Genomic DNA, 24,505 nt, shown 5'->3' on the forward strand with positions numbered 1-24,505 from the left:
GAGTGATGTGTTGAGGCAGTGTAGCAGGAGATTTGTGAAGCGTTTAACGAACTGAGCGTAATCGATCTGCCGCTATTCCTTCCGGCGCTTATATATATCAAATCCGGCATAAGCTTAATCGAAAATCGCATTTTCATAATTAATGCGTAAACCGATAAAGCTGAATATGATGCTTCAACATAAATAAAAGATGCAGTAATAAACACTTTATAAGGCAAGGAGTTAGTGAGATGCGCAAGCTTCTGTTATCGGCAGTGGTCGTTTCGCTCGCGTTAGGCCTGGCGGGCTGTGATGATGCGAAAAATAAAGAGACAAATACGCCCTCAGCGGCAAAAAACGACGCGCCAAAAGAGGGCGGTTCGCTAATTATTGGAATTACCTCCGGCGACCCGTTAGCCGTTAATCCGCTCTATGCCAGTGACCGTACGACGTTAACGATCATGCAGGCGCTCTATGCCCCGCTGTACAGCTTTAATAACGGCAACATTGAGTGGGGCCTGGCGGAAAGCCTGACGCCTTCCGCCGATAACCTGAGCTATACCCTGACGTTAAAACCCAACCTCAAATGGCAGGACGGCCAGCCGCTGACGGCGGACGACGTGGTCTTTACGTTCAACAAGCTGCTGGATGCCAAACAGCACAGCTTCTTCCGCAGCATGTTCACCTACGGCGACAAGCCGGTACAGGTGAGCAAGGTGGATGAGCGCACCGTTAAGTTCACCCTACCGCAGGTCAGCGCGGCCTTTACCGGCACCCTGGTACAAATCTACCCGATTCCGCAGCACGTGTTCGCCGGTGAAGGCGACCTGGAAAAGAGCAGCAAAAACGATGCGCCGGTCGGCTCCGGGCCGTTCAAATTCAAAGAGTACCGCGCCGGGCAGTATTACGCCCTGACCCGTTTTGACGATTACTGGAACGGCAAAGCGAAGCTTGATTCGGTCACCTACCGTTTCGCCAAAGACAGCAACGCCGCCAACCTTGCGCTGCAAAACGGGGAAATCAACCTCAAGATGGTTGACCCGCAGGATGTGAACCGTCTGAAAAATACCGGTAAGTTTGACTTCGTGGTCTATCCGGAAGGCCGTCTGGCCTATATGACGTTCAACCAGAACGTGCCGGTGATGAAGAGCAAAGCGCTGCGCCAGGCCATCGCGTATGCCATCAACAAAGACGAGCTCACCCAGACCGCCTTTACCTCGCTGGACTACGCTAAACCGGCGACCTCCTTCCTGACGCCAGATACGCTTTACAAGACGGATGACGTCGAGCAGTACAAGTTCGATCTGCAAAAAGCCAAAGAGCTGCTGAAGACGTCCGGCGCGCCGGACAACCTCAAGCTGCGCCTGGCGTATGTGAACACCAACAAAACCCAGGAGAGCATGGCGCTCTACATTCAGCAGGCGCTGAAGGGCATTGGGGTGAACGTGGAGCTGATGCCGCTGGACTCCAACGCCATGTCTCAGCGCAGCCTCGATATGAACAACACCGCGTGGGAGCTGAACCTGGGCGGCTACATCATGGGCTCCGAGCCGGACGGTTACAAATCGCTGTTCATGAGCAACGAAGCCTATAACTACGCGCACTACAAAAATCCGCAGTTTGATGCCCTGTGGGATAAAGGTGCAGTGGAAACCGACGCCGCAAAACGGGCCGATATCTATAAGCAAATTCAGCAGACCGTGGCGAACGACATGACCTACTACCCGATTGCCTACACCAATGCGACCGTCGCGGTGGACAAGCGCTTCGGCGGCACCCAGGAAGCGGAGCCGAAACCGGTCTATCTGTTCCAGGATCTGTCAAAAATCTATCAGAAATAAGTGATTGCCCCGGCCGTCAGGTCGGGGCCTTGGTAAGGGCACGTCGTGAACACACTCCTCACGCGTCGGCTGCTGCAGCTGCTGCCGATGCTGTTCTTTATTTCACTGGTGGCGTTTCTGCTGGTCAAGCTCGCGCCTGGGGATCCGGTGGCGGCGTACATTACGCCGCGCATGGCCCCGGAAGACATCGAGCGTATTCGCCAGAGCCTGGGGCTGGATAAGCCGCTGGTCATACAGTACGTCCTGTGGCTGAAAAACGTCCTGCGGGGCGATCTCGGCTATTCGCTGATCTACCACCGTCCGGTGCTGGAGATGATCGGCGAACGCATTCCGGCCACGCTGGGGCTGATGGGCGCGTCGCTGCTGATGGCGATCGTGCTGGCGATCCCGCTGGGCCTGCTGGCCGGGGCATTTAAGCACCGCTGGCTGGATCATCTGCTCAATTTATTCGCCTATATCGGCATTTCTGTTCCGATATTCTGGTTCGGCATCTTGCTCATCACCGTTTTTGCCGTGCAGCTTAACTGGTTCCCCAGCATGGGGATGCGCACCATCGGCATGGAGGATAACGGGCTGGATCTGCTGCGTCACGGCGTGCTGCCGTGTATTGCCCTCACGTTCTACAACCTCTCCAGCTACGTGCGCTACATCCGCTCCAACACCATCTCGCAGCTCTCGGCCGACTACGTGCAAACCCAGCTTGCCTACAGCGCGACGCGTTCCAGTATTCTGTTTCGGCACGTTCTGAAAAACGTGCTGCTGCCGGTGATCACCCTGTTCGGGCTGTCGTTCGGAGAGCTGATTGTGGGGGCCTATGTGACGGAAAGCGTCTTCTCCTGGCCGGGGATGGGGCTGCTCGGGATCCAGTCGATCGCCTCGCTGGATTACCCCCTGATTATGGCGATCATCATGCTCTCGTCGATGATGCTGATCGTCGGTAACCTGATCGCCGACGTGCTTTATCGCTTCGCCGATCCCCGCATTCGTACGCTGAGGTAACCCGGATGAGCAGACGCTGGCAGCAGGTTCGTCACCAGCTGCGCCGCAACCGTCCGGCGCAGTTCTCTCTGTTTGTGCTTTTTATTTTCGTCGTCGCCGCGCTCTGTGCGGGCTTAAGCCCGTACGATCCGGATCGGATGTTGCTCGGCGCGCGCACGTTGCCGCCGGATGCCGCGCACTGGTTTGGCACCGACGAATACGGCCGCGACTACTTCACCCGCGCGCTGTATGGCGGCCAGATCTCCCTGATGGTAGGTTTTCTGGCGATGCTCTTTTCCACGCTTATCGGCACGGTGGTGGGAACGGTGAGCGGCTATTTTGGCGGCTGGCTGGATAACCTGATGATGCGCGCCGTGGATATCCTGATGGCCATTCCGGCCTTCTTCCTGCTGCTGGTGGTGAATGCTTACCTCAAGCCGGGCGTGGATAACATCATTCTGATTATCAGCCTGCTGACGTGGATGAACATGTCGCGTCTGGTGCGTGCTGAAACCCTGTCGGTGAAAGAGCGCGAGTACGTGCTTTATGCCCGCGCATCGGGAGAGCATCCGCTGCGCATCATCGTGCGCCACATTATTCCCGGCGTGCTGCCGACCATTATCGTGGCGGCCACGCTCAATATCGCCTCGGCCATTCTGATGGAGTCAACGCTCAGCTTCTTAGGGCTGGGCGTGCAGGCGCCCGCGGCGTCGTGGGGAAGCATGCTTAACAACGCGCAGTCTTATATTGGCGAAGCGTCGTGGCTGGCGATGTTCCCCGGCATTCTGATCCTGCTGACGGTGTTCAGCTTTAACGTGCTGGGCGATGTGTTCCGTACCGCCTTTGAGCCGGGAGCGAATCGCGATGAATAACCTATTAGCGCTTGAGAACCTGCAAACCACGTTCCGCACGCGCGAGGGCGAGGTTCACGCGGTGCGCGGCGTGAGCTTTCAGGTTCAGCCGGGGGAGCTCGTCGGCATCGTCGGTGAGTCGGGCTGCGGGAAAAGCGTCACCTGCAAGTCGATTATCCAGCTTCTGGGGAGCAACGGACGGATAACCGGCGGCAGCATCCGCTTCCAGAATGAGGATCTGGCGCAGAAAACGCCCGCGCAGATGCGCGCCATTCGCGGCAACAAGATCGCGATGATTTTTCAGGATCCAATGACCGCCCTGAACCCGGTGCTGACCATCGGCAAGCAGATGGCTGAGATCCTGATGCGCAACAAAGGACTCAGCAAAAAAGCGGCCAAAGCGGCGGCCATCGCCATGCTGGAACAGGTAGGCATTGCCGGGGCGGAACGGCGATACGACCAGTATCCCCACGAGTTCAGCGGCGGGATGCGACAGCGGGTGATGATCGCCATTGCGCTCTCCTGCAACCCGAAGCTTCTTATTGCTGATGAGCCGACCACCGCGCTGGACGTGACCATTCAGGCGCAGATCCTGCGCCTGCTGAAAAGCCTGCAGCAGCAGACCCGGACCGCGATTTTGCTGATCACCCACGATCTCGGCGTGGTGGCGCAGGTCTGCAGCCGCGTGGTGGTGATGTACGGCGGGCTGGTGATGGAGGAGGGGAGCGTAGAGGACATTTTTTATCGCCCTGCGCATCCTTACACCCAGGGGCTGCTGGCCTCGCTGCCGCGCCCGGATGAGGTCAATCAGCGTTTATCGCCGATCGAAGGTTCGCCGCCTGGCCTGCTTAACCCGCCGCCGGGCTGTCCGTTCGCGGAACGCTGCCCGAAACGCATGCCCCAGTGTGAACGGCAGCCCGCATTTTACACCGCCGGAGAGGGCCATCGCGCCGCCTGCTGGCTATGGGCAGACAAGGAGATTCAGGCATGAGTGAACAACTGGCGCCATTAGTGAGCGTGCGCGATCTGCGCAAGCACTATCCGCTCAACGGCGGTTTGCTGCGTAAAGGCGTGGCCGTGAAGGCGGTTGATGGCGTGAGCTTTGATATCCAGCCCGGCGAGACGTTTGGCCTGGTGGGGGAGTCAGGCTGCGGAAAATCTACCCTCGGGCGCGCCATCCTGCGCCTTTTCGATATCACCTCGGGTGAGATCCACTTCGCCGGGCAGGCGATTGCCCACGCCCGTGAAAAAGAGCTTAAGCCGCTGCGTAAACGGATGCAGGCGATTTTTCAGGATCCTTACTCCTCGCTCAACCCCGGTATGACGGTGCGACAGCTGGTGGCCGAGCCGATGCAGATCCACGGCTACAGCCGCGAAGAACAGCGGGAACGTACGGAAACGCTGCTCTACAAAGTGGGGCTGAAGCACGAGCACCTTGAACGGTTCCCGCATGAGTTCAGCGGCGGCCAGCGTCAGCGCATCAGTATCGCCCGCGCGTTGTCCGTGCATCCTGAATTTGTGCTGTGCGATGAGCCGCTCTCTGCGCTGGACGTCTCGGTGCAGGCGCAGGTGGTGAATATTTTACAGGATCTGCAGCAGGAGCTGGGGCTAACCTATCTGTTCATCGCCCACGATCTCTCCATGGTTCGCCATATCTCCAGCCGCATTGGGGTGATGTATCTCGGTAAACTGGTGGAGGTTGCCCCAGCGAATGAACTGTATCAACGTCCGGCGCACCCTTACACCCGCGCGCTGCTGGCGGCGGTTCCCCAGCCCGATCCGCGCATCCGCAATCTCGAAGACGCCACCCTGCGCGGCGACATTCCCGGCCCCACGTCCGCGCTGCCGGGCTGTAAGTTCTGCAGCCGCTGCCCGCACGCCATGCCGGTGTGCCAGACGCAGGAGCCTGCCATGCAGGAGATCGCGCCAGGGCATTTCGCGGCATGCTGGCTGTTTAACATGTAGTTAATGCGCCGCGCAGGTGTATGATAAATGTCCCTCTGTCAGGTTAATTACAACGTGCAGACGACGACAACCCTTAAAAAAATTGCCGCCTGCCTGTTTTAGGTTGGATACATGCGTAAAGGAAAATTAAGCAGTGATGCGCCATTCGGGACATTGTTAGGCTATGCGCCCGGTGGCGTGGCGATTTACTCTTCAAATTACGGCAGTCTGGACCCGCGCAGCTACCCGCAAGACGCCGATTTTCGCAGCTATATCGGCAACGAATACATGGGCCACAAGTGGCAATGCGTTGAGTTTGCCCGCCGTTTCCTGTTTCTCAACTATGGCTTCGTGTTTACCGATGTCGGCATGGCGTGGGAAATCTTCTCCCTGCGCTTTTTGCGGCAGGTGGTGAACGATAACATTCTGCCCCTTCAGGCCTTTGCCAACGGCTCAAAACGCGCGCCGCGCGCCGGGGCGCTGCTGATCTGGCAAAAGGGCGGCGAGTTTCACGAGACCGGCCACGTGGCGGTGATCACCCAGCTTCTCGACGATAAGGTTCGAATTGCGGAGCAGAACGTGATTCACTCCCCGCTGCCGCTCGGGCAGCAGTGGACGCGCGAGCTGCGTCTGAGCGTGGAGAACGGGTGTTACACGATCCATGACACCTTCAACGACACGGAGATTCTCGGCTGGATGATCCAGACCGACGACGCGGAACACAGCATTCCCCAGCCGGAAATCGACGGCGAACTGTTGAAAATCAGCGGCGCGCGGCTGAAAAACAAGCGTCAGTTCGACGGCAAATGGCTTAACGAAAATGACGCGCTGCAGCAGGCGTATATCCGCGCCAACGGCCATGTGATCAACAAAGATCCCTGCCAGTACTTCACCATTACCGAAAGCGCCGAGCAGGAGCTGATCAAGGCCACTAACGAACTGCACCTGATGTACCTGCACGCGACGGACAAGGTGCTGAAAGACGACAGCCTGCTGGCGCTTTTCGACATCCCGAAAATCCTCTGGCCGCGCCTGCGCCTCTCATGGCAGTGGCGTCGCCACCATATGATCACCGGTCGTATGGATTTCTGCATGGATGAGCGCGGCATTAAGGTCTACGAGTACAACGCCGACTCCGCCTCCTGCCATACCGAGGGCGGGCTGATTCTCGAAGAGTGGGTGAAAAACGGCTATCGCGGCAACGGGCATAACCCGGCGGAAGGGCTGCTGGAAGAGCTGACCGGGGCGTGGAAGCACAGCCACGCGCGGCCGTTCGTCCACATCATGCAGGACAACGATGTCGAAGAGGATTACCACGCGCTCTTTATTCAGCGTTCGCTGATGCAGGCCGGGTTCGAGACCAAAATCCTGCACGGGCTGGAGGCGCTCAGCTGGGATGCCGCCGGACAGCTGATTGACGACGAAGGTCGCCACGTCAACTGCGTGTGGAAAACCTGGGCGTGGGAAACGGCGATAGAGCAGATCCGCGAGGTCAGCGAAACAGAATACGCCGCCGTGCCTATTCGGACCGGACATCCCGAGGGCGAGGTGCGCCTGATTGACGTCCTGCTGCGCCCGGAGGTGCTGGTCTTCGAACCGCTGTGGACCGTGATTCCCGGCAACAAGGCGATTCTCCCGGTACTGTGGCAGCTGTTCCCGAATCACCGTTATCTGCTCGACACCGATTTTGAGGTTAACGATCTGCTGAAGCAGACCGGATATGCCGTCAAGCCGATTGCCGGCCGCTGCGGCAGCAATATCGATCTCATCAGCGCTCAGGACGAACTGCTGGATAAATCCAGCGGCAAGTTTGTCGACCGCAAAAACATCTACCAGCAGCTGTGGTGCCTGCCGAAGGTCGACGGCAAGTACATACAGGTCTGCACCTTCACCGTGGGCGGGAACTACGGCGGAACCTGTCTGCGCGGCGATGACTCGCTGGTGGTGAAGAAAGAGAGCGATATCGAGCCGCTGATTGTGGTGAAGGACTCGCTATAAAAATCTCCCCGCAGGGCTGAGGGTTGCCTACAAAATAATGCCTGCACGGACGGCCCCCTCTCCCTTGAGGGAGAGGGCTGGGGTGAGGGGGAATATACGGCTCAGGTCACGTTATGTTCCTTGCTACAAAATACTGTGGATCCCTCAACCCGCAGCGTCTCCTGCGGGGGCTTTTCGCTACTGTTCTTCCTCTTCCTGCTGCTCGTTGATCTTCAGATCGATGATGCGGCCAATCTGATCGTGGTACACCGTCAGCAGGTTGTACTGGCTCATCTCGGAGATGATCTGCGGTGAGACGTTAAAGCTGCGGGCCAGCTCCTCCTGGTGAAAATAGCCCGGCTGGCGCCGCCTCACGTTGGCGCGGCGGCGGTTGTACTGATACCACAAAATCAGCAGCCAGCCGTTGATCGCGGCGAACAGCAGGTAGAGCAACACCGTATTAAAGGACGCGATAATCACGCCCCAGCGGTGGTCGCTCTCATCGGTTAGCTGCATCCACAGACGGGCATACAGGAAAAACAGAAATCCTCCCCACGCCACCAGCGTTAGCGCGGCATCAAAAAGACGCGGCAAGAGCCGATGCTCGGTCAAAATTAAGGTGTTTTCGTTCATTAAATGCTCCCTTTTCCCCGGTCCGGACTGATCCAGCGCGCGCGGGCGCGCTGGCGTTTAAGCATGACTTTTGGAAATGCGACGAGGGTGGTGAACAGGCCGATCATCCAGTACACCATCGGGAACCAGATCACCCAGAAAAGCGAGCTGGCCACTTTACGTTCATAGCGCCGCTCGATGTACAAGCTGACCAGGAACTGCAGCAGGCACATCACGCCCAGCAGCAGCCCGGTAAACTCCGGTGGAAAAAGGCTCTCCACGGTCAGCCTGGCGGGAACAGGCGCAACCTGGCTGAGGAGGAACAGCAGCACCGTCATCGCGTACGCGAAGGCCCACAGCGTTGACAGCGCGTACTCCATAAACAGCGGCCACATGCGGTGATGTTCCCAGCGCACAATCCGGCGAAGGTTAACCAGAAACACCTCCGCGCCCCCCTGGGCCCAGCGCAGGCGCTGTTTCCACAGGCCCCTCAGCGTCTCCGGCATCAGGATCCAGCACAGCGCCCGCGGCTCAAAAAAGATATCCCAGTGGCGCAGCTGAAGCTTCCAGCTGATGTCGATGTCTTCGGTGATCATGTCCGGACTCCAGTACCCGACGTCCGCCAGCGCCTGTCGGCGAAACGCGGCGATGACGCCGGAGACGGTAAAGACCCGGCCATAGATCCGCTGCGTCCGCTTGATGAGCCCAATAATGGATGAGAACTCGCCCACCTGAATGCGGCCAATCAGCGTGGAGCGCGTGCGAATGCGCGGGTTCCCGGTAACCGCCCCGACGTGGGGGTACTGAATCAGCGGGGCCACCAGATAAGCGGCGGTATCGCGATCGAGCAGGGCGTCGCCGTCAATGCAGACCAGCAGATCGCCCCGCGCCGCCGCTGCTCCGGCCTTGAGCGCCAGCGCTTTCCCCTGGTTCTCCGCGAGGTTAATCACCCGCAGGCGCGGCTGTTCCTGCGCCAGCGCCTGCAATACCTCCGCCGTGTTGTCAGACGAACCGTCGTTGATGGCGATAACTTCTATATTTTCATACCGCTGATCCAGCGCGGCGCTGATGGTCTCCCGGGCATTTCGTCCCTCGTTGAAGCAGGGGATAAGAATGGAGATGAGCGGCTCACCGGCGAGCGTCGGGGCGGGCGTGTCTTTATCCCACGACCAGTGGCGTTCAAGCTGAAACCAGAAATAGAGGCCGCCTGTTATCCAGAGCACCGACATGAACAGCGGCCAGAAGAACACAAAATCCAGAATCAGTTCGCCGGTAAAGAGGGCGGCCACGCCTAACGGCAACCCGAATACCAGACATAAAATAGAGAAGGCGATAATGCGATCAGTCATTGTCAGGGTACCAGTACGAAGAAAATTCAGGCCTGATGCGTGAGATATCAGGTTGGTTGTTGAGGAAGTCGTCGGGATAGTAACCGTAGTTTTTGACGCCGTTCAGCTGGAGCACGCGCATCCACTGCGCAAGCTGGCTGTCGGACACGGCGCGCTGCGGTTTCTGGTCCCAGTCCCTGGCCTGCAGCTCGAAAATGGTTTTATCAAGCGCGCCGGGGCGTGCGGCGACCGCGTTAACCAGACGCGTCAGCCAGGCATCGCTCTCGTCTGCCGGAACGGACTCCATCAGCGGCATGGCCATCGGCACCGTCCAGTCGTACTCCGCCAGAAAATCATCAAGATTCTGCGCGAACCACGCCTCGCTTTCGGGCTGCAGAATGGGTAAGGCGAACATATTGCGCGCGGTTTTTATCTGCGGGCCGCGGATATGCTTCACCGCCAGGCTCAGGGCGTGGGTAAACCCGATGAGCGTCTGGCTTTTCTGGCGCGTGGTGTTCTGACCGGCATCGTCCACGTCCGTCAGCGCCGCATCGTCATGGAACAAAATCCCGTTGAAGCTGGCATAGCGGGCCAGATCTTCATAGATGTCCGTCACCTGCTGGCGCACCTGCGGGTCCCACGGGGAGAGCCGGATATAGGGCTCGGTGGCTTCGCGCAGCTGGCCGGTTTGACGATCCCGGCGCTGCACGCGCGGCAGGGAAAGATCGAGATCGAACGAGAGCACCGGCATCCACGCGAGGACTTTTACCCCGGCGCGGGTTTGCAGCTGCCAGGCGACAAAATTAAAGAGATCGGCCCGAACCGGCAGCCGACGGTTGGGGAAATAGAGCGCCTTGATCCTGCCGTCGCCCTGCGGGTCGGCAAACGCCTGCAGGAAAACATGGCTGATCTTCATGTCGTAAACCCGCTGGATCAGCCTGTTGATATTTTGGGTCTGCTGGGCCGGATCGGGATCGTAAACGTAGTCGAGATCGACGTGCATGACGCGCACGGGATCGCGCTCCTAAACCTGGCTGACCGTGCTGGCAAACGCCTTGAGCGAGGGATTCCCGGCGATCAGCAGGCGGGGGATGTTGCCCAGATCCTGCACGTTCCCCAGCCCGTCCTCAAGGGTGAAGGCCAGCCGGTAACCCTGCTGTCTGGCGATCGCAAGCGACGTACCGCTGGCGGCGCCGTAGGGCCAGACCCAGGCGCGCGGCGCCTTGCCCGTCACCTGCGTGATTTTTTCAGTCACTTTGCGAACGTCATCGCCGATCCGCTGGTTGAACTGCTGGTCGGTTTCATAGCGACCCGTGGCTTTGTCATAAAAGCGGTTGGCGATGGCCGGCTCGCGGCTGCCCTGCGGGTTGGCCGGAATGCCGTAATGCGAGGCCCAGGTATGCGATCCGATCTCAATCAGCGGGGAGTGGCTGAGCTCGCGCACCATGTCCCACGTCGCGAAGCGCTCGCGGGGCGTCATCAGGCCGCCGAAGTTAACTTTTTGATTTGCCGGCGTATCCACCCAGCTGCCCACCGGCGCCCACAGCGCGGGGACGTTCCAGGCCTGAAGCAGCGGCCAGACGCGGGTGTAAAAGCTGCTGTAGCCGTCGTCAAAGCTGAGCAGAACGGCTTTTGGCGGCAGCGTTTTTTTCCCGTCATGGGCATCGAGAATGTCCTGCACGCTGATGGCGTGATAGCCGTTGTGCAGAAGCCAGCTTATCTGCTCGTTTAACGCGCTGGTGCGAACGGAGAGATAGCGCTGATCGGCGGCATCGTCTTCGACGTCGTGGTAGGCCAGGACCAGAAACTGGTTCTCCGGCCAGGGTTTACTCGCCTCCAGCTGCGGCCTCTCTTTGGGCGCAATGAACGAGATCGCCTGCGCGCAGACGCTCGCGCTGAGGCAGAGCCAGCCGAGGAGTATCAGGCTCACGGAAAAACGTGTGTTCAGCATATTCATCCTTAAAAGCGTAAAGTCGCGTCAAACGTGACGGAGAGATTGCTCTCGCGTTTGCCGTCGTAAGGGCGTTTATCCCAGTTCAGCATCACGCCGGTATCAATGACGTTGTTCCACTGGACGCGCTGTCCGTAACCCAGCAGGGCGATGGCACCAGCGGACTGATTTTTCTGCCAGTAGCTGCCGCCTCCGACCACGAACTGCTGGCTCCAGAGGGTGTCGTAATGTCGGTACATTTCATGGTCAACGGCCAGGGCAGCCGTCACGGACAGATCCCGCGCCGGGTTGTAGTAGAGCGTGTCGCGCAGGCTGTTTTTACTGGCGGCGATCCCCGGCTCGAGATCCAGCGTCAGGGACGGGGTCTGCCAGAGACGCTCCTTGCCCGTGAGGGTGTATTCCTGGCGGCGGTTATGATCGGAGAAGCGGCTGAGGGCGGCGCTGAACTGGTACTCACGCCGCTCGTTTTGATACCAGCGCACCCCGCCTTCACCCCGGTTGGCGCTAATACCGTTGCGTAACGCCCGAAGGGGCGTAGTGCGCGACAGGCGTTCCAGGCTGCCGCTGACCTGCCAGCTATCGTTCACAAAGTACGTTGTTGCGAGGCGAGCGCCCGGCTTGTTTTCGCCGTGATAGCGGTTGCTGGAAAGCTCGGCTTCGAGCTGGAGGTCGCGTGGCCGCCACTCGACGCCGCCCAAAAGGTGACGGCTGGTGCCTTTGCCCTCATCGAAATTACTCTGCGCGTAGCGGGTGCCCGCAAACAGCCGCCAGCTGTCCGCTACGGGTGGGCCATAGAGCGTGGCGTCCCAGCTCAGGTCGTGCGTCCCGCTGACGGGGCTATCGGAGTGCAAACCCTTGCTCGCGTTGAGGCGCAGCTCGGACATGTGGTGGACCGTCCTGAGCCTGTCGAGACGCCTGGCGCTGCGGTCGGCAGGCGCGCGGGCAAGCACGTCGTCGGCCAGTAAATCCATCTGTCGCCACTCCTGTAGATCCATCGCGACGTAAGCCTGCTGTTGCTCTAGCTCTGTATTGGACGGCTCCAGCGCCTCCGCCTTTTTCAGCGTTTGCTCGGCCGCGCGCGGCAGGCCCCGCGCCTGAAGCAGGGTGGCGTAGTCAATCTGTAATCCCTGATTGCCCGGCGCCGTTGTCGCCAGACGGTGCGCCAGCGTTTCGGCTTCCGGCAGGGCATTCGTCGCCAGCAAATAGTTAAAGCGGAGCGACTGCCCGGTAAGCCACCGATCGTTCGGCTGAGGGGTAGGGGAGCCGAAATCGTAGCGGGTCCACGGGACGTTGCGGGTCTGGCGCTCAGCATATCGGCGGGCGGATTGATAATCTCCCGTATCCAGCCAGGCGTAGAAAAGCGCGTGCTCCTCGTCCTGCGGGTCGGAAGCGTATTGCGGATAGCGTTGCAGAAGCGCGAAGGCGGCGGCCGCGTTTTTCTCCTGAAGATACGCGGAAATCACCCAGCCGATTGCCCAGCCCGGCACCGGATGCTGGGCTGCCGTAAGATCCTGATATTCGCTAATCACCCGTGGGTAATCAGCATGGGCGTATAGCGCGCCAAGCCTGTCTATACGCGCCAGAACGACGTCTTCCGCCGCCTGCGGATCTTTTTGCCAGCGGGAAAGCAGATCGTCGTATCGATTCAGCGTGGATTGCGCAAGCTGCAGGCGCTCCTTTTCTGTTCTGCCGGGCACATCGGCAAGGCGAACCCGTTCGGCGGCGGCATTACGCTCAAGACGGCGATGCTCCGCGGGGGACAGCGTGACGCTTTGTGAAAGCTGGAGCGCGGGGGTGTTCACCCGGCTATCCGTTAGCGCGTCGATCAGCTCGCTGAGGAGCGCTTTATTCTCAGGCGCGATATTCAGCGCGCGCGTGTCTGCCAGAAGCCGATCCCAGCTTTTTCCCTGGCGTAACCAGGCATACGAGAGCGTCTCAAGATGTGCCTGAGAGGGATTTTCCGCCACCAGCCGTTGGGCTTCCTGCAGAGCAAGCGTGTCCATGCGGGCATCGGCGAGAGTTTTTATGTAGCCGATACGATACTCGTCGTTATCCGGCGCAAGGCTACGCGCCTCTTTCCAGCGCGCCAGGGCTGGCTGCCAGGCTTTTTTATTCCGCCAGGATTGCGCGACGGCAGCAACGCCGTGGGCGGGCAGCGGCATATAAATACCGTAACGCTGCCAGACCTGAATAACCTCGTCATCATGACCTGCCCAGGACGCAACCTGTAACCAGTCCGCAACGTGTTCTGGCGTCAGGGCATGCTGCTGCTGATAACGCTGAAGATAATCGAGAAACGGCGAGTAATTACCGTTACGCGCCTGTTGAATCTGTTGCTCATATACGGATTCAGTAGCCTGAGCCAGAACAGGAAAGAGGAATAACAGAAACAATAATGTTGGGGCGCGATAAAAGAATAACGTATTGAAGCGAAGCGATCTTTCCATATCTATTTGCCATTTGTTTATCATGAATCCATTGCATAACACGGCCGCCTTTAAACTCAGGGTTAAAGGCCATAAATGAGAACATTAAATCTGAATGCAGTGATGTTACGGGGTACTTACCTAAAGGTAATTATGGATCCTTATCTCAGTGGACTGGGTGAAAGCTAATGTACACCTGATATGTTGCCGGATAAATATGTTGAAATGGGGCTGTGTTGTTTTGAGATAATTCTGTATCGAGTGGTTTTTGGCGGTTTTATTGAAATGATTGTTTATTTGTAACTGATTGATATATTGGTATTTTATTTATATTGTGACAGCTTTGTATATATTTTTAATGTGGTTTATCTGCCTCAATTAAAGTACTTTCTGGTGCATGTTTGGGAAGTTTCATGACAAAAACTCTTAATGTTTAGAGAAGTGACTTTTCTGCGATTGTTTTTTATTTATAATTAATGGCAGCCATTGAATGATAGTCTACAGGAAGTCTTACTCATCAATGTCTGTATTGAGGGATGTCCAAAGCCAGAATACATTTATCGTTAATATAACAGCGCTATAAAACGAAGGCGGCCTTCTTTGCGAGGGATCGTGCTTGCTTTAATCTAAAAGGGATGGTTAGTGGCAACTTCAATTGTTTTAGTGACTCAGGATCGCTACCTTGTCAGGGGGATGCGGATATTTTTCCCGGATATTATCCTGCTCGACTCGATTGACAGAAACATATTTGATAACGGTGCAGATGAATATTCTGTATTGATTGATAGTCGTTCTCCGCTCCGTTTATATGATTACCTGATACGCCATCCGGCTAGAACGAAAAAAACAATCTGCTGCGTTATGCTCGATATGCGACACCGCGAGGAGAATCTGCTCAGTATGAAGTTATTTATGAACACGTCGCTGACTGCGCCGGATATGGCGTCGTTATTTAACCTGGTGCTCAATATGAAGGGCAGGCGCCTGACCACGAAGTGGCTGCTTAACTTACGGCTTAGCACACACGAAGCGATCATGCTGCGGTTGCTGAGGGCAGGGATGCCGATGGAAGCCATTGCCGATGAGCTGAATACGTCGGTGAAAAGCCTCTATCGCAAACGCACGGCGCTCTCGGAACGCCTGGGGGCGGAGAACTTCAACGAGGCGTGTTTGTTTATCTTTAAAAACAAACTGCTGGACGCAGGTGGGAACGATCCCTGGGGTGGGGAAAAACCAAAAGCATAGAACTGACTTGAGGGCGGTATTCTGAGTTTTGAGAAAACTGGACGGTGACGACATCCTTGTTTTAGCTATGGATTTACTCTGGCTCAAAACGAGAGAAAGGACGTTGTAATGGACACGGTTGAAGAGTCTGGTTGGAAATTTTTCTGATGCTACATGATGAGCAAGAATTGTTAGATTACCTCACTGAGAATTACAGTGACCGTAAATCTCCGGCAAAGAAAGAATGGACCTTCCAGGAGCATTTCAATCTCATACCTGAAGATCTTGAGGACATGCTGCTTGACCTTTTCCCCCGGTACGGAATTGAGTACAGCAACTTTGTGATGGACCATTATTTTGAACCGGAGCTGTTTTGGTTTCAGTTTCGGCTCAGAAAAAAATTCCGCGATCGGCAGTACAAACCGCTATCTACCGGCGGATGTTAGGTGGCAGAAAATGATCGGGTGGCGGTTGGATTTTGGGGGAGAGGAAACGCGTATTATAATGAAAAACGAATAGTATCTTCTGCTCTTCAACCCCGTTTATGAACTGCCAGAGGCTAAGCCATGTGTTTTATCCTGAGCGGGTGATACCAGAAGGAGACTCCTGGAAGTGATTGAAAAATTTAAAAGGACGTTAGAAATGAATAAATATCTGTCTGGTCTGTGTGTTGTTTCTTTTTTTTATTTTTCTTCAATAGGTTACGCGCACTCTGCGGGGCAAAATAAAGTTCAGGTTAGTATCAAACCCAGCAGCGCTAATGGAGGATATATCCCGGTAATTTCTGATGCAGATGAAATCGAGCCTTCTGATTTCAGGGAGTCGGATCTACAGGAGATGCAGAATAGCCTGAGTAAGATGAAGTCCGACAACCGCAAAGTCGATGAACTAACTCAGAAGGTTTTACAGCTTGAGAGAAAGAATTCTGAGCAGGAGAGTAAGATCGAGCGATTGCAAAGAAGCCTTGATGACATGAAGCGGAGCAACGACAACCTTTCAAATCAGGTCAGCAATTTATCCGGCAAAATTAAGTGATAAAAAAGAGCCACCGCCTGTATTAACTTACCGGGCTATTAGCGTAAGCGTGCCTGCATTAAAGCCACGCTTATCAGCGCCCAGAAATCGGCCGTAGCCATAAAGCAAAAACCCAGCCATAGGCTGGGTTTTCTAAATAGTGGTGCCCGGACTCGGAATCGAACCAAGGACACGGGGATTTTCAATCCCCTGCTCTACCGACTGAGCTATCCGGGCAACGGGGCGCATTAAACCCGATCTGCCCCGTGGCGTCAACGAAAAATGTTGTTTTCGTTACAGACTGCGCAATCTCTCACCATTTCGCCGCATCCTTAAGCGAAAAAGTGCGTCCAGAGCGCGGAGAGCGGCATGGCGAGCAGCAGTGCGGGCAGCATGTTCACCACGGCAAACATCTTAATCCCACAGATGCGCAGCCCGGTCGCCAACAGCAGCAGGCCGCCGACGGCGGTAAAGTCTGCCATCATTGCCGGCGTGGTGAGCGGGAGAATCAACGTGGCGCAGGTGGCGAGTGCCAGCTGAATTAGCAGCATCGGCACGCAAATCGCGGCAACGGCAATGCCGAGCGTGGTGGCAAAAATAGTGGCCGTAAAGAAATCAAGAAACGCCTTCGCAATCAATATGCTTGGGTCGCCCGTCATCCCCTCCTGCATCGAACCGAAAATCCCGGTGCCGCTGGCGCAAAACAGAATAATGATGGCGACGTAGTTCTGAATAAACGACTCGTGCGTACCGTGTTTCGCCTTGCCGCCCGGTCGGGCAATCAGGTTTTTGGCTTTACTCACCGCGCTGTTAATGCCTTTTTCCAGATAGCAAAATTCGCCAATCAGCGCGCCGAGCAGGGTGGCCAGCACCATCACCGGCAGGTTGGCGCATTTGATCACTAAAAGAATACCGATCCCTAACGATGCCAGGCCGAATATTGAGGGCATGGAGGTGCGAATACGCTCCGGCAACCGCTGGCTCAGAACGGCGCCGAGTACGCCGCCCAGCAATACGGCGCCTGCGTTAATAAATGGCCCGATAACCAAAGTTAACTCCTGTTATTTAATCATTGATATTGCATTATTATGGCACGGCAGGGCTGCGCGGGCCTTAGCTTTGGTTGATTTCGTGCATACTGATTCCTTCTTGCACCTCAAAATAAAAGGTGACATTATTGCGCGAATTTTCTCCTCCCTGTCTCACCGCCCGGTGAGGGTAACTGCGCCTATGAAAACCATGAAAATTGCCGTCAGCCGCGAGCTGCTCTCCACTGTGTCTACGCACCGCGAAAAGGTGACGCTGGACAGCACTGATTTTACCGATGTGGCGGCCGTCGTCATCACAACAGCTGAAAGTCGCAGCGGCATTCTTGCACTGCTGAAACGCACGGGCTTTCATTTACCGGTGTTTATTTTCTCGCAGGAGCCTACGGACGTACCCGACGGCGCTACCGCGGTTATCTCGGGTAAAGCTCAGGAGTTTCTGGAACTGGAGACCGCTGCCAGTCGTTACGAAGAGAATCTGCTGCCGCCCTTTTTTGACACCCTGAGCCAGTATGTGGAGATGGGCAACAGCACTTTCGCCTGTCCGGGCCACCAGCACGGGGCCTTTTTCAAAAAACACCCGGCAGGGCGACAGTTCTATGATTTCTTCGGTGAGAACGTGTTTCGCGCCGACATGTGCAACGCCGACGTGAAGCTGGGCGATCTGCTGATCCACGAAGGGTCCGCCAAGCACGCGCAAAAGTTCGCGGCGAAAGTGTTCAACGCGGACAAAACCTACTTCGTGCTGAACGGCACCTCAGCGGCCAATAAGGTGGTGACCAACGCGCTGCTGACCCGCGGCGACCTGGTGCTGTTCGATCGCAATAACCATAAGTCTAACCACCACGGAGCGCTGATCCAGGCGGGCGCCACGCCGGTTTATCTTGAGGCCGCGCGTAACCCGTTTGGCTTTATTGGCGGGATTGACGACCACTGCTTTGACGATGCCTATCTGCGGGATCTTATCCGCGAGGCGGCGCCGGAGAAGGCCGACGAGGCGCGCCCGTTCCGCCTGGCGATCATTCAGCTTGGCACCTACGACGGGACGATCTACAACGCCCGCCAGGTGATCGACAAGATCGGTCATCTCTGCGACTACATCCTCTTTGACTCCGCATGGGTGGGTTACGAGCAGTTTATTCCGATGATGGCGGAAACGTCCCCGCTCTTGCTGGAATTGAACGAGAACGATCCGGGAATTTTCGTGACCCAGTCGGTGCATAAACAGCAGGCCGGGTTCTCGCAAACGTCGCAGATCCATAAAAAGGATAACCACATTCGCGGTCAGGCGCGTTTCTGTCCGCACAAGCGGTTGAACAACGCGTTTATGCTGCATGCCTCCACCAGCCCGTTTTATCCGCTGTTCGCAGCGCTGGATGTGAATGCCAAGATCCACGAAGGTGAAAGCGGACGCAGGCTGTGGGCGGAGTGCGTCGAGCTGGGGATTGAAGCGCGCAAGGCAATCATTGCGAATTGCCATATGATCAAACCGTTTATCCCGCCGGTGGTGGCGGGGCGGCCGTGGCAGGATCATCCGACGCACGCCATCGCCAGCGAGCTGCGCTTCTTCAGCTTTGAGCCGGGGGCCAAATGGCACGGCTTTGAGGGCTATGCCCGCGAGCAGTACTTTGTCGACCCGTGCAAGCTCCTGCTGACCACGCCGGGTATCGATGCTGAAACCGGGGAGTACACGGATTTCGGGATCCCGGCGACGATTCTGGCGCACTACCTGCGCGAAAACGGCATCGTGCCGGAGAAATGCGACCTCAATTCGATCCTGTTCCTGCTGACGCCTGCCGAAAGCAGCGAGAAGCTGGCGCAGCTGGTGGCGATGCTGGGCCAGTTCGAACAGCATATTGAAGACGACACGCCGCTGGCGGACGTGCTGCCGACGATCTTCCAGAAATACCCGGTGCGCTACCGGGATTACACCCTTCGCCAGCTGTGCCAGGAGATGCACGATCTCTACGTCAGCTTTGACGTGAAGGATCTGCAGAAGGCGATGTTCCGCAAGGAGAGCCTGCCTGAGGTGGTGATGAACCCGCAGGATGCGAACCGGGCCTATATTCGCGGTGACGTGGAGCTGGTTCGCATACGTGATGCCGCAGGGCGCATTGCTGCCGAAGGGGCGCTGCCCTATCCGCCGGGCGTGCTGTGCGTGGTGCCGGGTGAGGTCTGGGGCGGGGCGGTACAGCGTTACTTCCTCGCGCTGGAGGAGGGCGTCAACCTGCTGCCGGGCTTCTCGCCGGAGCTGCAGGGGGTTTACAGCGAGAAGGATGCCGACGGGATTAAGCGGCTGTATGGGTATGTATTGAGATAGTGCGGGCTGTTGCCCTCACCCTAACCCTCTCCCACAGGGAGAGGGGATTGCACGGGGCCGTCTTTTCACCCTCGCCCCTTTGGGGAGAGGGCCGGGGTGAGGGGAACGTTTCATCAAACCGCACTACGCTTGTACATCCTCCTCGGATGCCCAATCTTGCCGTACAGCATCTCCACCGTCAGAAAACCTGCCTCCACGCAGTGCTCCAGATAGCGCCGGGTGGTGGTTTTGCTTAATCCGGTTTCGCTCACCACCTCATCCACGGTAAAGCAGTGCGTTGCCTTGTCGTTGAACAGCGTCTGCACACGCGCCAGCGTATTTTCCTCAATGCCTTTACTGCCGTTGTCCAGGCGGTAGTTTTTCGCCTGGAGCTGATACAGCGAATCCACGTTCTGCTGGTCGACAATCTTCCACACGCGCTGCTGTTCCGCAAACTGCACAAACCGCTCCAGCGACTGGCTGAGCCGCTTCCAGGAGACGGGTTTGAGGATGTAGTCGAACGCGCCGTTGCGAATCGCCTGGCTGCAGGTGTCCATATCGCTGGCGGCAGTAATAAAAATCACCGAGCAGTTGGCGCGGGCCAGCATGGGGTTATTGATAAGCGAGATGCCTTTGCCGTCCGGCAGGTAGTTATCCAGCAGCATCAGCTGCGGCTGTTTGCTTTCAAGCGCTGCCTGGGCCGCAGCCAGCGACGAGGCAATGCCCACCAGCCTCAGACGCGGGTGTTTGCCTATCAGCTCCGCGTGCAGTTGCGCCAGTTCGTTCTCGTCTTCAACAATCAGTACGTCGATAAGTTCATGTTGCATAGTCGGTGTCTTCCAGTTGCCGGGCGATTCCCGTGGCCGGGATAAACAGGGAGAAAATGGCGCCGCGCGGGGTATTATCGGCAACTTCTATCGCGCCGCCAGCCTGTGTGACGTAGCTTTCGATCAGATACAGGCCAATCCCATGATCGCCGCGCGTTTTGGTGGTGATGCCGCGTTCAAAGATCCGGTCACGCATCTCCGGTGTAATGCCAACGCCCTGGTCGGCGACTTCAATAATCAGCTCCTTTTCGCTGAGCTTTATCAGCACTTCTACCGGCGCGTGGGGAAGCGGCGACCGCTGTGTCGCTTCGATGGCGTTATCCAGCAGGTTGCCAATAATCGAAATCAGCTCTTGCTCACCAAGGGGCAGGAACGGTCTGTCCAGCCGACAGCCCGGGTCGAAACACAGCTCGACGCCTTTCTCCCGCGCGCGGGCGGCTTTCCCCAGCAGCAGGCCGCACAGGGTCGGGGAACTGAAGCGCGAAGAGATAAAGTCCAGCAGCTCCTGGGCATGTTCCGACTGCGCCTGAATGTAGCCAATGGCTTCCTCATAGCGGCCCATGTGCAGCAGGCCGGAGAGGGTGGTCATCCTGTTTAACTGCTCGTGGCGCATAATGCGCAGGTTATCGACATAGCGTTTTACCTGGCTGAGCTGGGCGCTCAGCGAGTCGATCTCGTTGCGATCGCGGAAGGTGATCACCCAGCCCTGCAGCGACCCCTCAAGCATGATGTGCACCCGGCTGGCAATCACCGTGAGATCGTTAAAACGACAAATCTCGTCATGGGTATCTTTCGCCAGCATCGTCTGCGTGTCGAAGAACGGGACCGGATCGATCACCTGGCTTATCAGCTGTCCGCGCAGCTCGCGGGCCGGCTGGCTCAGGCCCAGCAGCTTGCGCGCCGCCTGGTTGATGACTTCAATCCGCCGCCGATCGTCAATGGCAATCACGCCTTCATAAATAGACTCCATCATCGCCTTCTGCTGGCGCACCAGCAGGCCGATCTCGCGCGGCTCAAGGGAGAAGATCTGCTTCTTGATGCTGCGGGTAAAGAACCAGGAGAAGATAAAGAGAGCGATCAGCAGCAGCACGGCGGCAATCAGGATATTGACCACTTTGCTGACGGTAATGGTATCAAGGTAGCTGGTCAGATAGCCTACTGAAACAATGCCGACCACCTGTCCGGCGGCGTTGAAGATGGGGGCTTTACTGCGCAGCGAAATGCCCAGCCCGCCTTTGCGAATGGTGGTGGTGCTTTTACCCTGCAATACGGCTTCATTGTCTCCGCCAACCAGGGTTGTGCCCACTCTGTCGGCAAAGACGGAATGAAAAAGATGCTGCCCCTTATTATCACCAATCACAATAAAGCTGGCGTCACTGTGCGCAGAAATCTTTTGCATAAAATCATGGATGGCGCTGATATTCTTTTGTTCAACTTCATTACGCAATGTCGGAATAAGCGCAATCTCTTCAGCCTGTATTTTGGCACGCGTACTCATTTCCTGATAAAGCTGTTTCCCGACGTCGGCATAATAATATCCGCCCAGCAGCGCGAAAAGCACCGAGAAAAAGGCAACCAGCGAAATAAACAGCTTAATCTGGAAAGAAACTTTCATAACTATCACGCGAGGTAGCAGCAAAGATCGCCAATATATCATCTTTTTTCGCGCTGACGCCCGCTTTGCCGAAAACTTGTGATCCCTTGCACAGCGGGCGCTGTAAAAGCGTTATGCTGAAGGCTAACGTGCTTCGGGCTTCCCGGACAAATGTTATTTGTTTGTTCAATTCGGAAAAGAAACCATAAAAACCACGGCAATAAATAAGGTATAAATCACATTAAATAAAAGAAACCATTAAAACCATAGCTGCCATTAAAACTTCGCTTTTAATATGCCATCCCTCACATAAAGTAAGCCTTTGTGACTCTAAGCTGAACGCACAAAATAACCAAGGGGCTTATTATGAGCACAACTGACGATTCTTTCTCTGTTACCCACGACCCGATTGAAATTCAGCGGCCTTCGCTCAAAGAGCGCTGGTGGCATATTATGGATACCTGGAAAGTTGGGATTATTCCTCTGCCGCTGTTCGTTCTGGCGGGCGCGCTGATTGCGATTGATTGCCTGGGCGGAAAACTGCCGAGCGATATCGTGGTCATGGTGGCAACGCTGGCCTTCTTCGGCTTTGCCTGCGGCGAGTTTGGCAAACGCCTGCCGATTGTCGGCAAGCTCGGCGCGGCGGCGATTTGCGCCACCTTTATCCCTTCCGCGCTGGTCTATTATGGTCTGCTGCCGGACGTGGTGGTCGAGTCCACCACCAAGTTCTACAAATCCACCAACATTCTCTATCTCTACATCTGCTGCATTATCGTCGGCAGCATCATGAGCATGAACCGCACGGTGCTGATTCAGGGTTTCCTGCGCATCTTCTTCCCGATGCTGTGCGGTGAAGTTGTCGGCATGCTGGTGGGAATGGGCGTCGGCCTGGCGCTGGGTCTTGAGCCGTTCCAGATCTTCTTCTTTATCATTCTGCCGATTATGGCGGGCGGCGTCGGGGAAGGGGCAATCCCGCTTTCCATCGGCTATGCCACCCTGCTGCACATGGACCAGGGCGTGGCACTCGGCCGCGTGCTGCCGATGGTAATGCTCGGCGGTCTGACGGCAATCATCATCTCCGGCTGCCTGAACCAGCTCGGTAAACGCTTCCCGCACCTGACTGGTGAAGGTCAGCTGATGCCTAACCGTGCGAATGCCGATGCCACCGTCTCTCAGCCTGCATTTTCCGGCAAAGCGGACGTCACCACTATCGCCTCCGGCGCGCTGCTGGCGGTGCTGCTCTACATGCTGGGCATGCTCGGCCACAAGCTGATTGGCCTGCCAGCACCAGTTGGCATGCTGTTTATGGCGGTCCTGGTGAAACTCTGCAACGGCGCCTCTCCGCGCCTGCTGGAGGGCTCTCAGGTGGTGTACAAATTCTTCCAGACCTCCGTGACCTACCCAATCCTCTTCGCCGTCGGCGTGGCTATCACCCCGTGGCATGAACTGGTGGCGGCGTTCACCGTCAGCAACCTGCTGGTAATTGTCAGCACCGTTTCCGCACTGGTGGCAACCGGCTTCTTCGTCGGCAAAAAGATTGGTATGCACCCGATTGATGTCGCCATCGTCTCCTGCTGCCAGAGCGGCCAGGGCGGTACCGGCGACGTGGCGATCCTGACCGCAGGCAACCGTATGAGCCTGATGCCGTTCGCCCAGATTGCTACCCGTATCGGCGGGGCGATTAACGTCTCTGTCTCACTGCTGATTCTGGGCAACTTCCTCGTTTAAGTTTTCAGGAAAGAACAATGAAACTCGCAAGCTTTTTATACCAGGGAAAACGCAGCTACGGCATCGTCCAGGCCGACGGCGTGATTGATTTAGGCCGCCGTCTCGGCGACCGCTACAGCGACCTCAAGGCGCTGCTGCAGGGCAACGGGCTGGCGCAGGCCACCCGCTACCTGAACGATGCCGTGGACGTTCCGATGAGCGCCATCACCTTCTTACCGGTGATTGAGCAGCCGGAAAAAATCCTCTGCGTGGGCATGAACTATGCCGACAAGCGCAAGGAGTTTGACCAGCATAACCCGGCCCCGACGCTGTTTGTCCGCTTCCCGGATTCACAGACCGGCCACAACGAGCCGGTGCTGAAGCCGCGCCATTCAAGTGAATTCGACTATGAAGGCGAGCTGGCGGTGATCATCGGCAAAGGTGGGGAGAACATCAGCCGCGACGACGCCCTGCGCCACGTAGCGGGCTACAGCTGCTACATGGACGGCTCCGCCCGCGACTGGCAGCACACCTGGTTCACCGCCGGTAAAAACTGGCGCAAAACCGGCGCGTTTGGGCCGTGGATGGCGACGGCAGATGAGATCCCTGATCCGCACCAGCTTGCGATCCGCACCTGGCTGAACGGCCGCATGGTGCAGGAAGACAATACCAGCAGCATGATCCACAAGGTGGCGGAGCTTATCGAATACATCAGCACCTTTACCCGCTTAAGCCCGGGCGACGTGATCATCACCGGCTCGCCTGGCGGAGTGGGTAAAAAGCGTAACCCGCCGCTGTTTATGAAAGAGGGCGATCGCATTGAGGTGGAGATCGAGCATATCGGTCATCTGAGCAACGTGATCGTGGAAGCGCCGGCCGTTGGGCTTGCGGCGGCACACTGAGTAAG

18 protein-coding genes, 1 tRNA gene and 1 pseudogene are annotated in these 24,505 nt (G+C 56.9%); 12 read left to right on the forward strand and 8 right to left on the reverse strand.

The window, feature by feature from the left end:
• Window positions 1-230: 230 nt before the first annotated feature.
• The 6 genes from UR289_RS09310 to gss all read left to right on the forward strand — a co-directional run bounded on the left by UR289_RS09310 (window position 231) and on the right by gss (window position 7,591).
• Window positions 231-1,820 (forward strand): ABC transporter substrate-binding protein, encoded by a 1,590-nt coding sequence (locus UR289_RS09310; protein WP_320709835.1) that lies wholly within the window; start codon window positions 231-233, stop codon window positions 1,818-1,820.
• A gap of 45 nt (window positions 1,821-1,865) precedes the next feature.
• On the forward strand, window positions 1,866-2,819 hold the full coding sequence (locus tag UR289_RS09315) for an ABC transporter permease (RefSeq protein WP_087823205.1): 954 nt from the start codon (window positions 1,866-1,868) through the stop codon (window positions 2,817-2,819).
• 5 nt (window positions 2,820-2,824) lie between these two features.
• Window positions 2,825-3,670 carry an ABC transporter permease gene (locus UR289_RS09320; protein WP_069303304.1) on the forward strand — a complete coding sequence of 282 codons (846 nt, stop codon included), beginning with the start codon at window positions 2,825-2,827 and terminating at the stop codon, window positions 3,668-3,670.
• Window positions 3,663-4,640, forward strand: coding sequence for an ABC transporter ATP-binding protein (locus UR289_RS09325; RefSeq protein ID WP_320709838.1), 978 nt, complete (start codon window positions 3,663-3,665; stop codon window positions 4,638-4,640). Before UR289_RS09320 ends, UR289_RS09325 begins: the two co-directional genes overlap by 8 nt.
• A complete protein-coding gene (locus tag UR289_RS09330; RefSeq protein WP_058841934.1) occupies window positions 4,637-5,614 on the forward strand; it encodes an ABC transporter ATP-binding protein in 978 nt (325 codons plus the stop codon). Before UR289_RS09325 ends, UR289_RS09330 begins: the two co-directional genes overlap by 4 nt.
• A 111-nt stretch (window positions 5,615-5,725) precedes the next feature.
• A complete protein-coding gene (gene gss / locus UR289_RS09335) occupies window positions 5,726-7,591 on the forward strand; it encodes a bifunctional glutathionylspermidine amidase/synthase (protein ID WP_063439501.1) in 1,866 nt (621 codons plus the stop codon).
• 177 nt (window positions 7,592-7,768) lie between these two features.
• Here the strand turns inward: gss and pgaD are convergent, their stop codons facing one another.
• The 4 genes and pseudogenes from pgaD to pgaA all read right to left on the reverse strand — a co-directional run bounded on the left by pgaD (window position 7,769) and on the right by pgaA (window position 13,908).
• Window positions 7,769-8,203 carry a poly-beta-1,6-N-acetyl-D-glucosamine biosynthesis protein PgaD gene (gene pgaD, locus UR289_RS09340; protein WP_069303300.1) on the reverse strand — a complete coding sequence of 145 codons (435 nt, stop codon included), beginning with the start codon at window positions 8,201-8,203 and terminating at the stop codon, window positions 7,769-7,771.
• Window positions 8,203-9,531 (reverse strand): poly-beta-1,6-N-acetyl-D-glucosamine synthase, encoded by a 1,329-nt coding sequence (gene pgaC, locus UR289_RS09345; RefSeq protein ID WP_069303299.1) that lies wholly within the window; start codon window positions 9,529-9,531, stop codon window positions 8,203-8,205. Before pgaC ends, pgaD begins: the two co-directional genes overlap by 1 nt.
• Window positions 9,524-11,461: pseudogene (pgaB, locus tag UR289_RS09350) on the reverse strand (poly-beta-1,6-N-acetyl-D-glucosamine N-deacetylase PgaB). The gene pgaC and the pseudogene pgaB overlap by 8 nt, the downstream one beginning before the upstream one ends.
• 8 nt (window positions 11,462-11,469) lie before the next feature.
• On the reverse strand, window positions 11,470-13,908 hold the full coding sequence (gene pgaA / locus UR289_RS09355; protein ID WP_320709841.1) for a poly-beta-1,6 N-acetyl-D-glucosamine export porin PgaA: 2,439 nt from the start codon (window positions 13,906-13,908) through the stop codon (window positions 11,470-11,472).
• A 672-nt stretch (window positions 13,909-14,580) separates the two neighbouring features.
• Between pgaA and UR289_RS09360 the strand changes: the two genes are divergently transcribed.
• From UR289_RS09360 to UR289_RS09370, 3 genes are all read left to right on the forward strand, one after another.
• Window positions 14,581-15,132, forward strand: coding sequence for a helix-turn-helix domain-containing protein (locus tag UR289_RS09360; RefSeq protein ID WP_064673297.1), 552 nt, complete (start codon window positions 14,581-14,583; stop codon window positions 15,130-15,132).
• Between the two features lie 131 nt (window positions 15,133-15,263).
• On the forward strand, window positions 15,264-15,557 hold the full coding sequence (locus UR289_RS09365; RefSeq protein WP_231113503.1) for a DUF1493 family protein: 294 nt from the start codon (window positions 15,264-15,266) through the stop codon (window positions 15,555-15,557).
• A gap of 166 nt (window positions 15,558-15,723) precedes the next feature.
• Entirely contained in the window at window positions 15,724-16,146 is a 423-nt protein-coding gene (locus UR289_RS09370; RefSeq protein WP_320709844.1) for a hypothetical protein, read from the forward strand.
• 140 nt (window positions 16,147-16,286) lie between these two features.
• Here UR289_RS09370 and UR289_RS09375 read toward each other — a convergent pair.
• Both UR289_RS09375 and UR289_RS09380 read right to left on the reverse strand, forming a co-directional pair.
• Window positions 16,287-16,362: transfer RNA gene (locus tag UR289_RS09375), tRNA-Phe, on the reverse strand.
• A 95-nt stretch (window positions 16,363-16,457) separates the two neighbouring features.
• The gene (locus UR289_RS09380; protein WP_029740735.1) at window positions 16,458-17,174 is read right to left on the reverse strand and encodes a DUF554 domain-containing protein; all 717 of its coding nucleotides are present in this window, start codon (window positions 17,172-17,174) and stop codon (window positions 16,458-16,460) included.
• A gap of 181 nt (window positions 17,175-17,355) precedes the next feature.
• Between UR289_RS09380 and UR289_RS09385 the strand changes: the two genes are divergently transcribed.
• On the forward strand, window positions 17,356-19,491 hold the full coding sequence (locus UR289_RS09385) for an ornithine decarboxylase (protein ID WP_320709845.1): 2,136 nt from the start codon (window positions 17,356-17,358) through the stop codon (window positions 19,489-19,491).
• 113 nt (window positions 19,492-19,604) lie between these two features.
• Here UR289_RS09385 and UR289_RS09390 read toward each other — a convergent pair whose 3' ends face one another.
• Both UR289_RS09390 and UR289_RS09395 read right to left on the reverse strand, forming a co-directional pair.
• Complete coding sequence (locus UR289_RS09390; RefSeq protein ID WP_320709847.1) at window positions 19,605-20,297, reverse strand: response regulator; 693 nt, start codon at window positions 20,295-20,297, stop codon at window positions 19,605-19,607.
• On the reverse strand, window positions 20,287-21,912 hold the full coding sequence (locus UR289_RS09395) for a sensor histidine kinase (protein WP_033146622.1): 1,626 nt from the start codon (window positions 21,910-21,912) through the stop codon (window positions 20,287-20,289). The genes UR289_RS09390 and UR289_RS09395 overlap by 11 nt, the downstream gene beginning before the upstream one ends.
• Window positions 21,913-22,257: 345 nt before the next feature.
• Here UR289_RS09395 and UR289_RS09400 point away from each other — a divergent pair, with 345 nt between their 5' ends.
• Window positions 22,258-23,619, forward strand: coding sequence for a 2-hydroxycarboxylate transporter family protein (locus UR289_RS09400; protein ID WP_033146621.1), 1,362 nt, complete (start codon window positions 22,258-22,260; stop codon window positions 23,617-23,619).
• A 17-nt stretch (window positions 23,620-23,636) separates the two neighbouring features.
• Window positions 23,637-24,500: a fumarylacetoacetate hydrolase family protein gene (locus UR289_RS09405; protein ID WP_021242089.1), complete on the forward strand. Its 864-nt coding sequence runs from the start codon at window positions 23,637-23,639 to the stop codon at window positions 24,498-24,500.
• Window positions 24,501-24,505: the final 5 nt, after the last annotated feature.

It is taken from the genome of Enterobacter sp. 302C9, assembly GCF_034106085.1.
GTDB classification, from domain to species: Bacteria; Pseudomonadota; Gammaproteobacteria; order Enterobacterales; family Enterobacteriaceae; genus Enterobacter; species Enterobacter asburiae_B.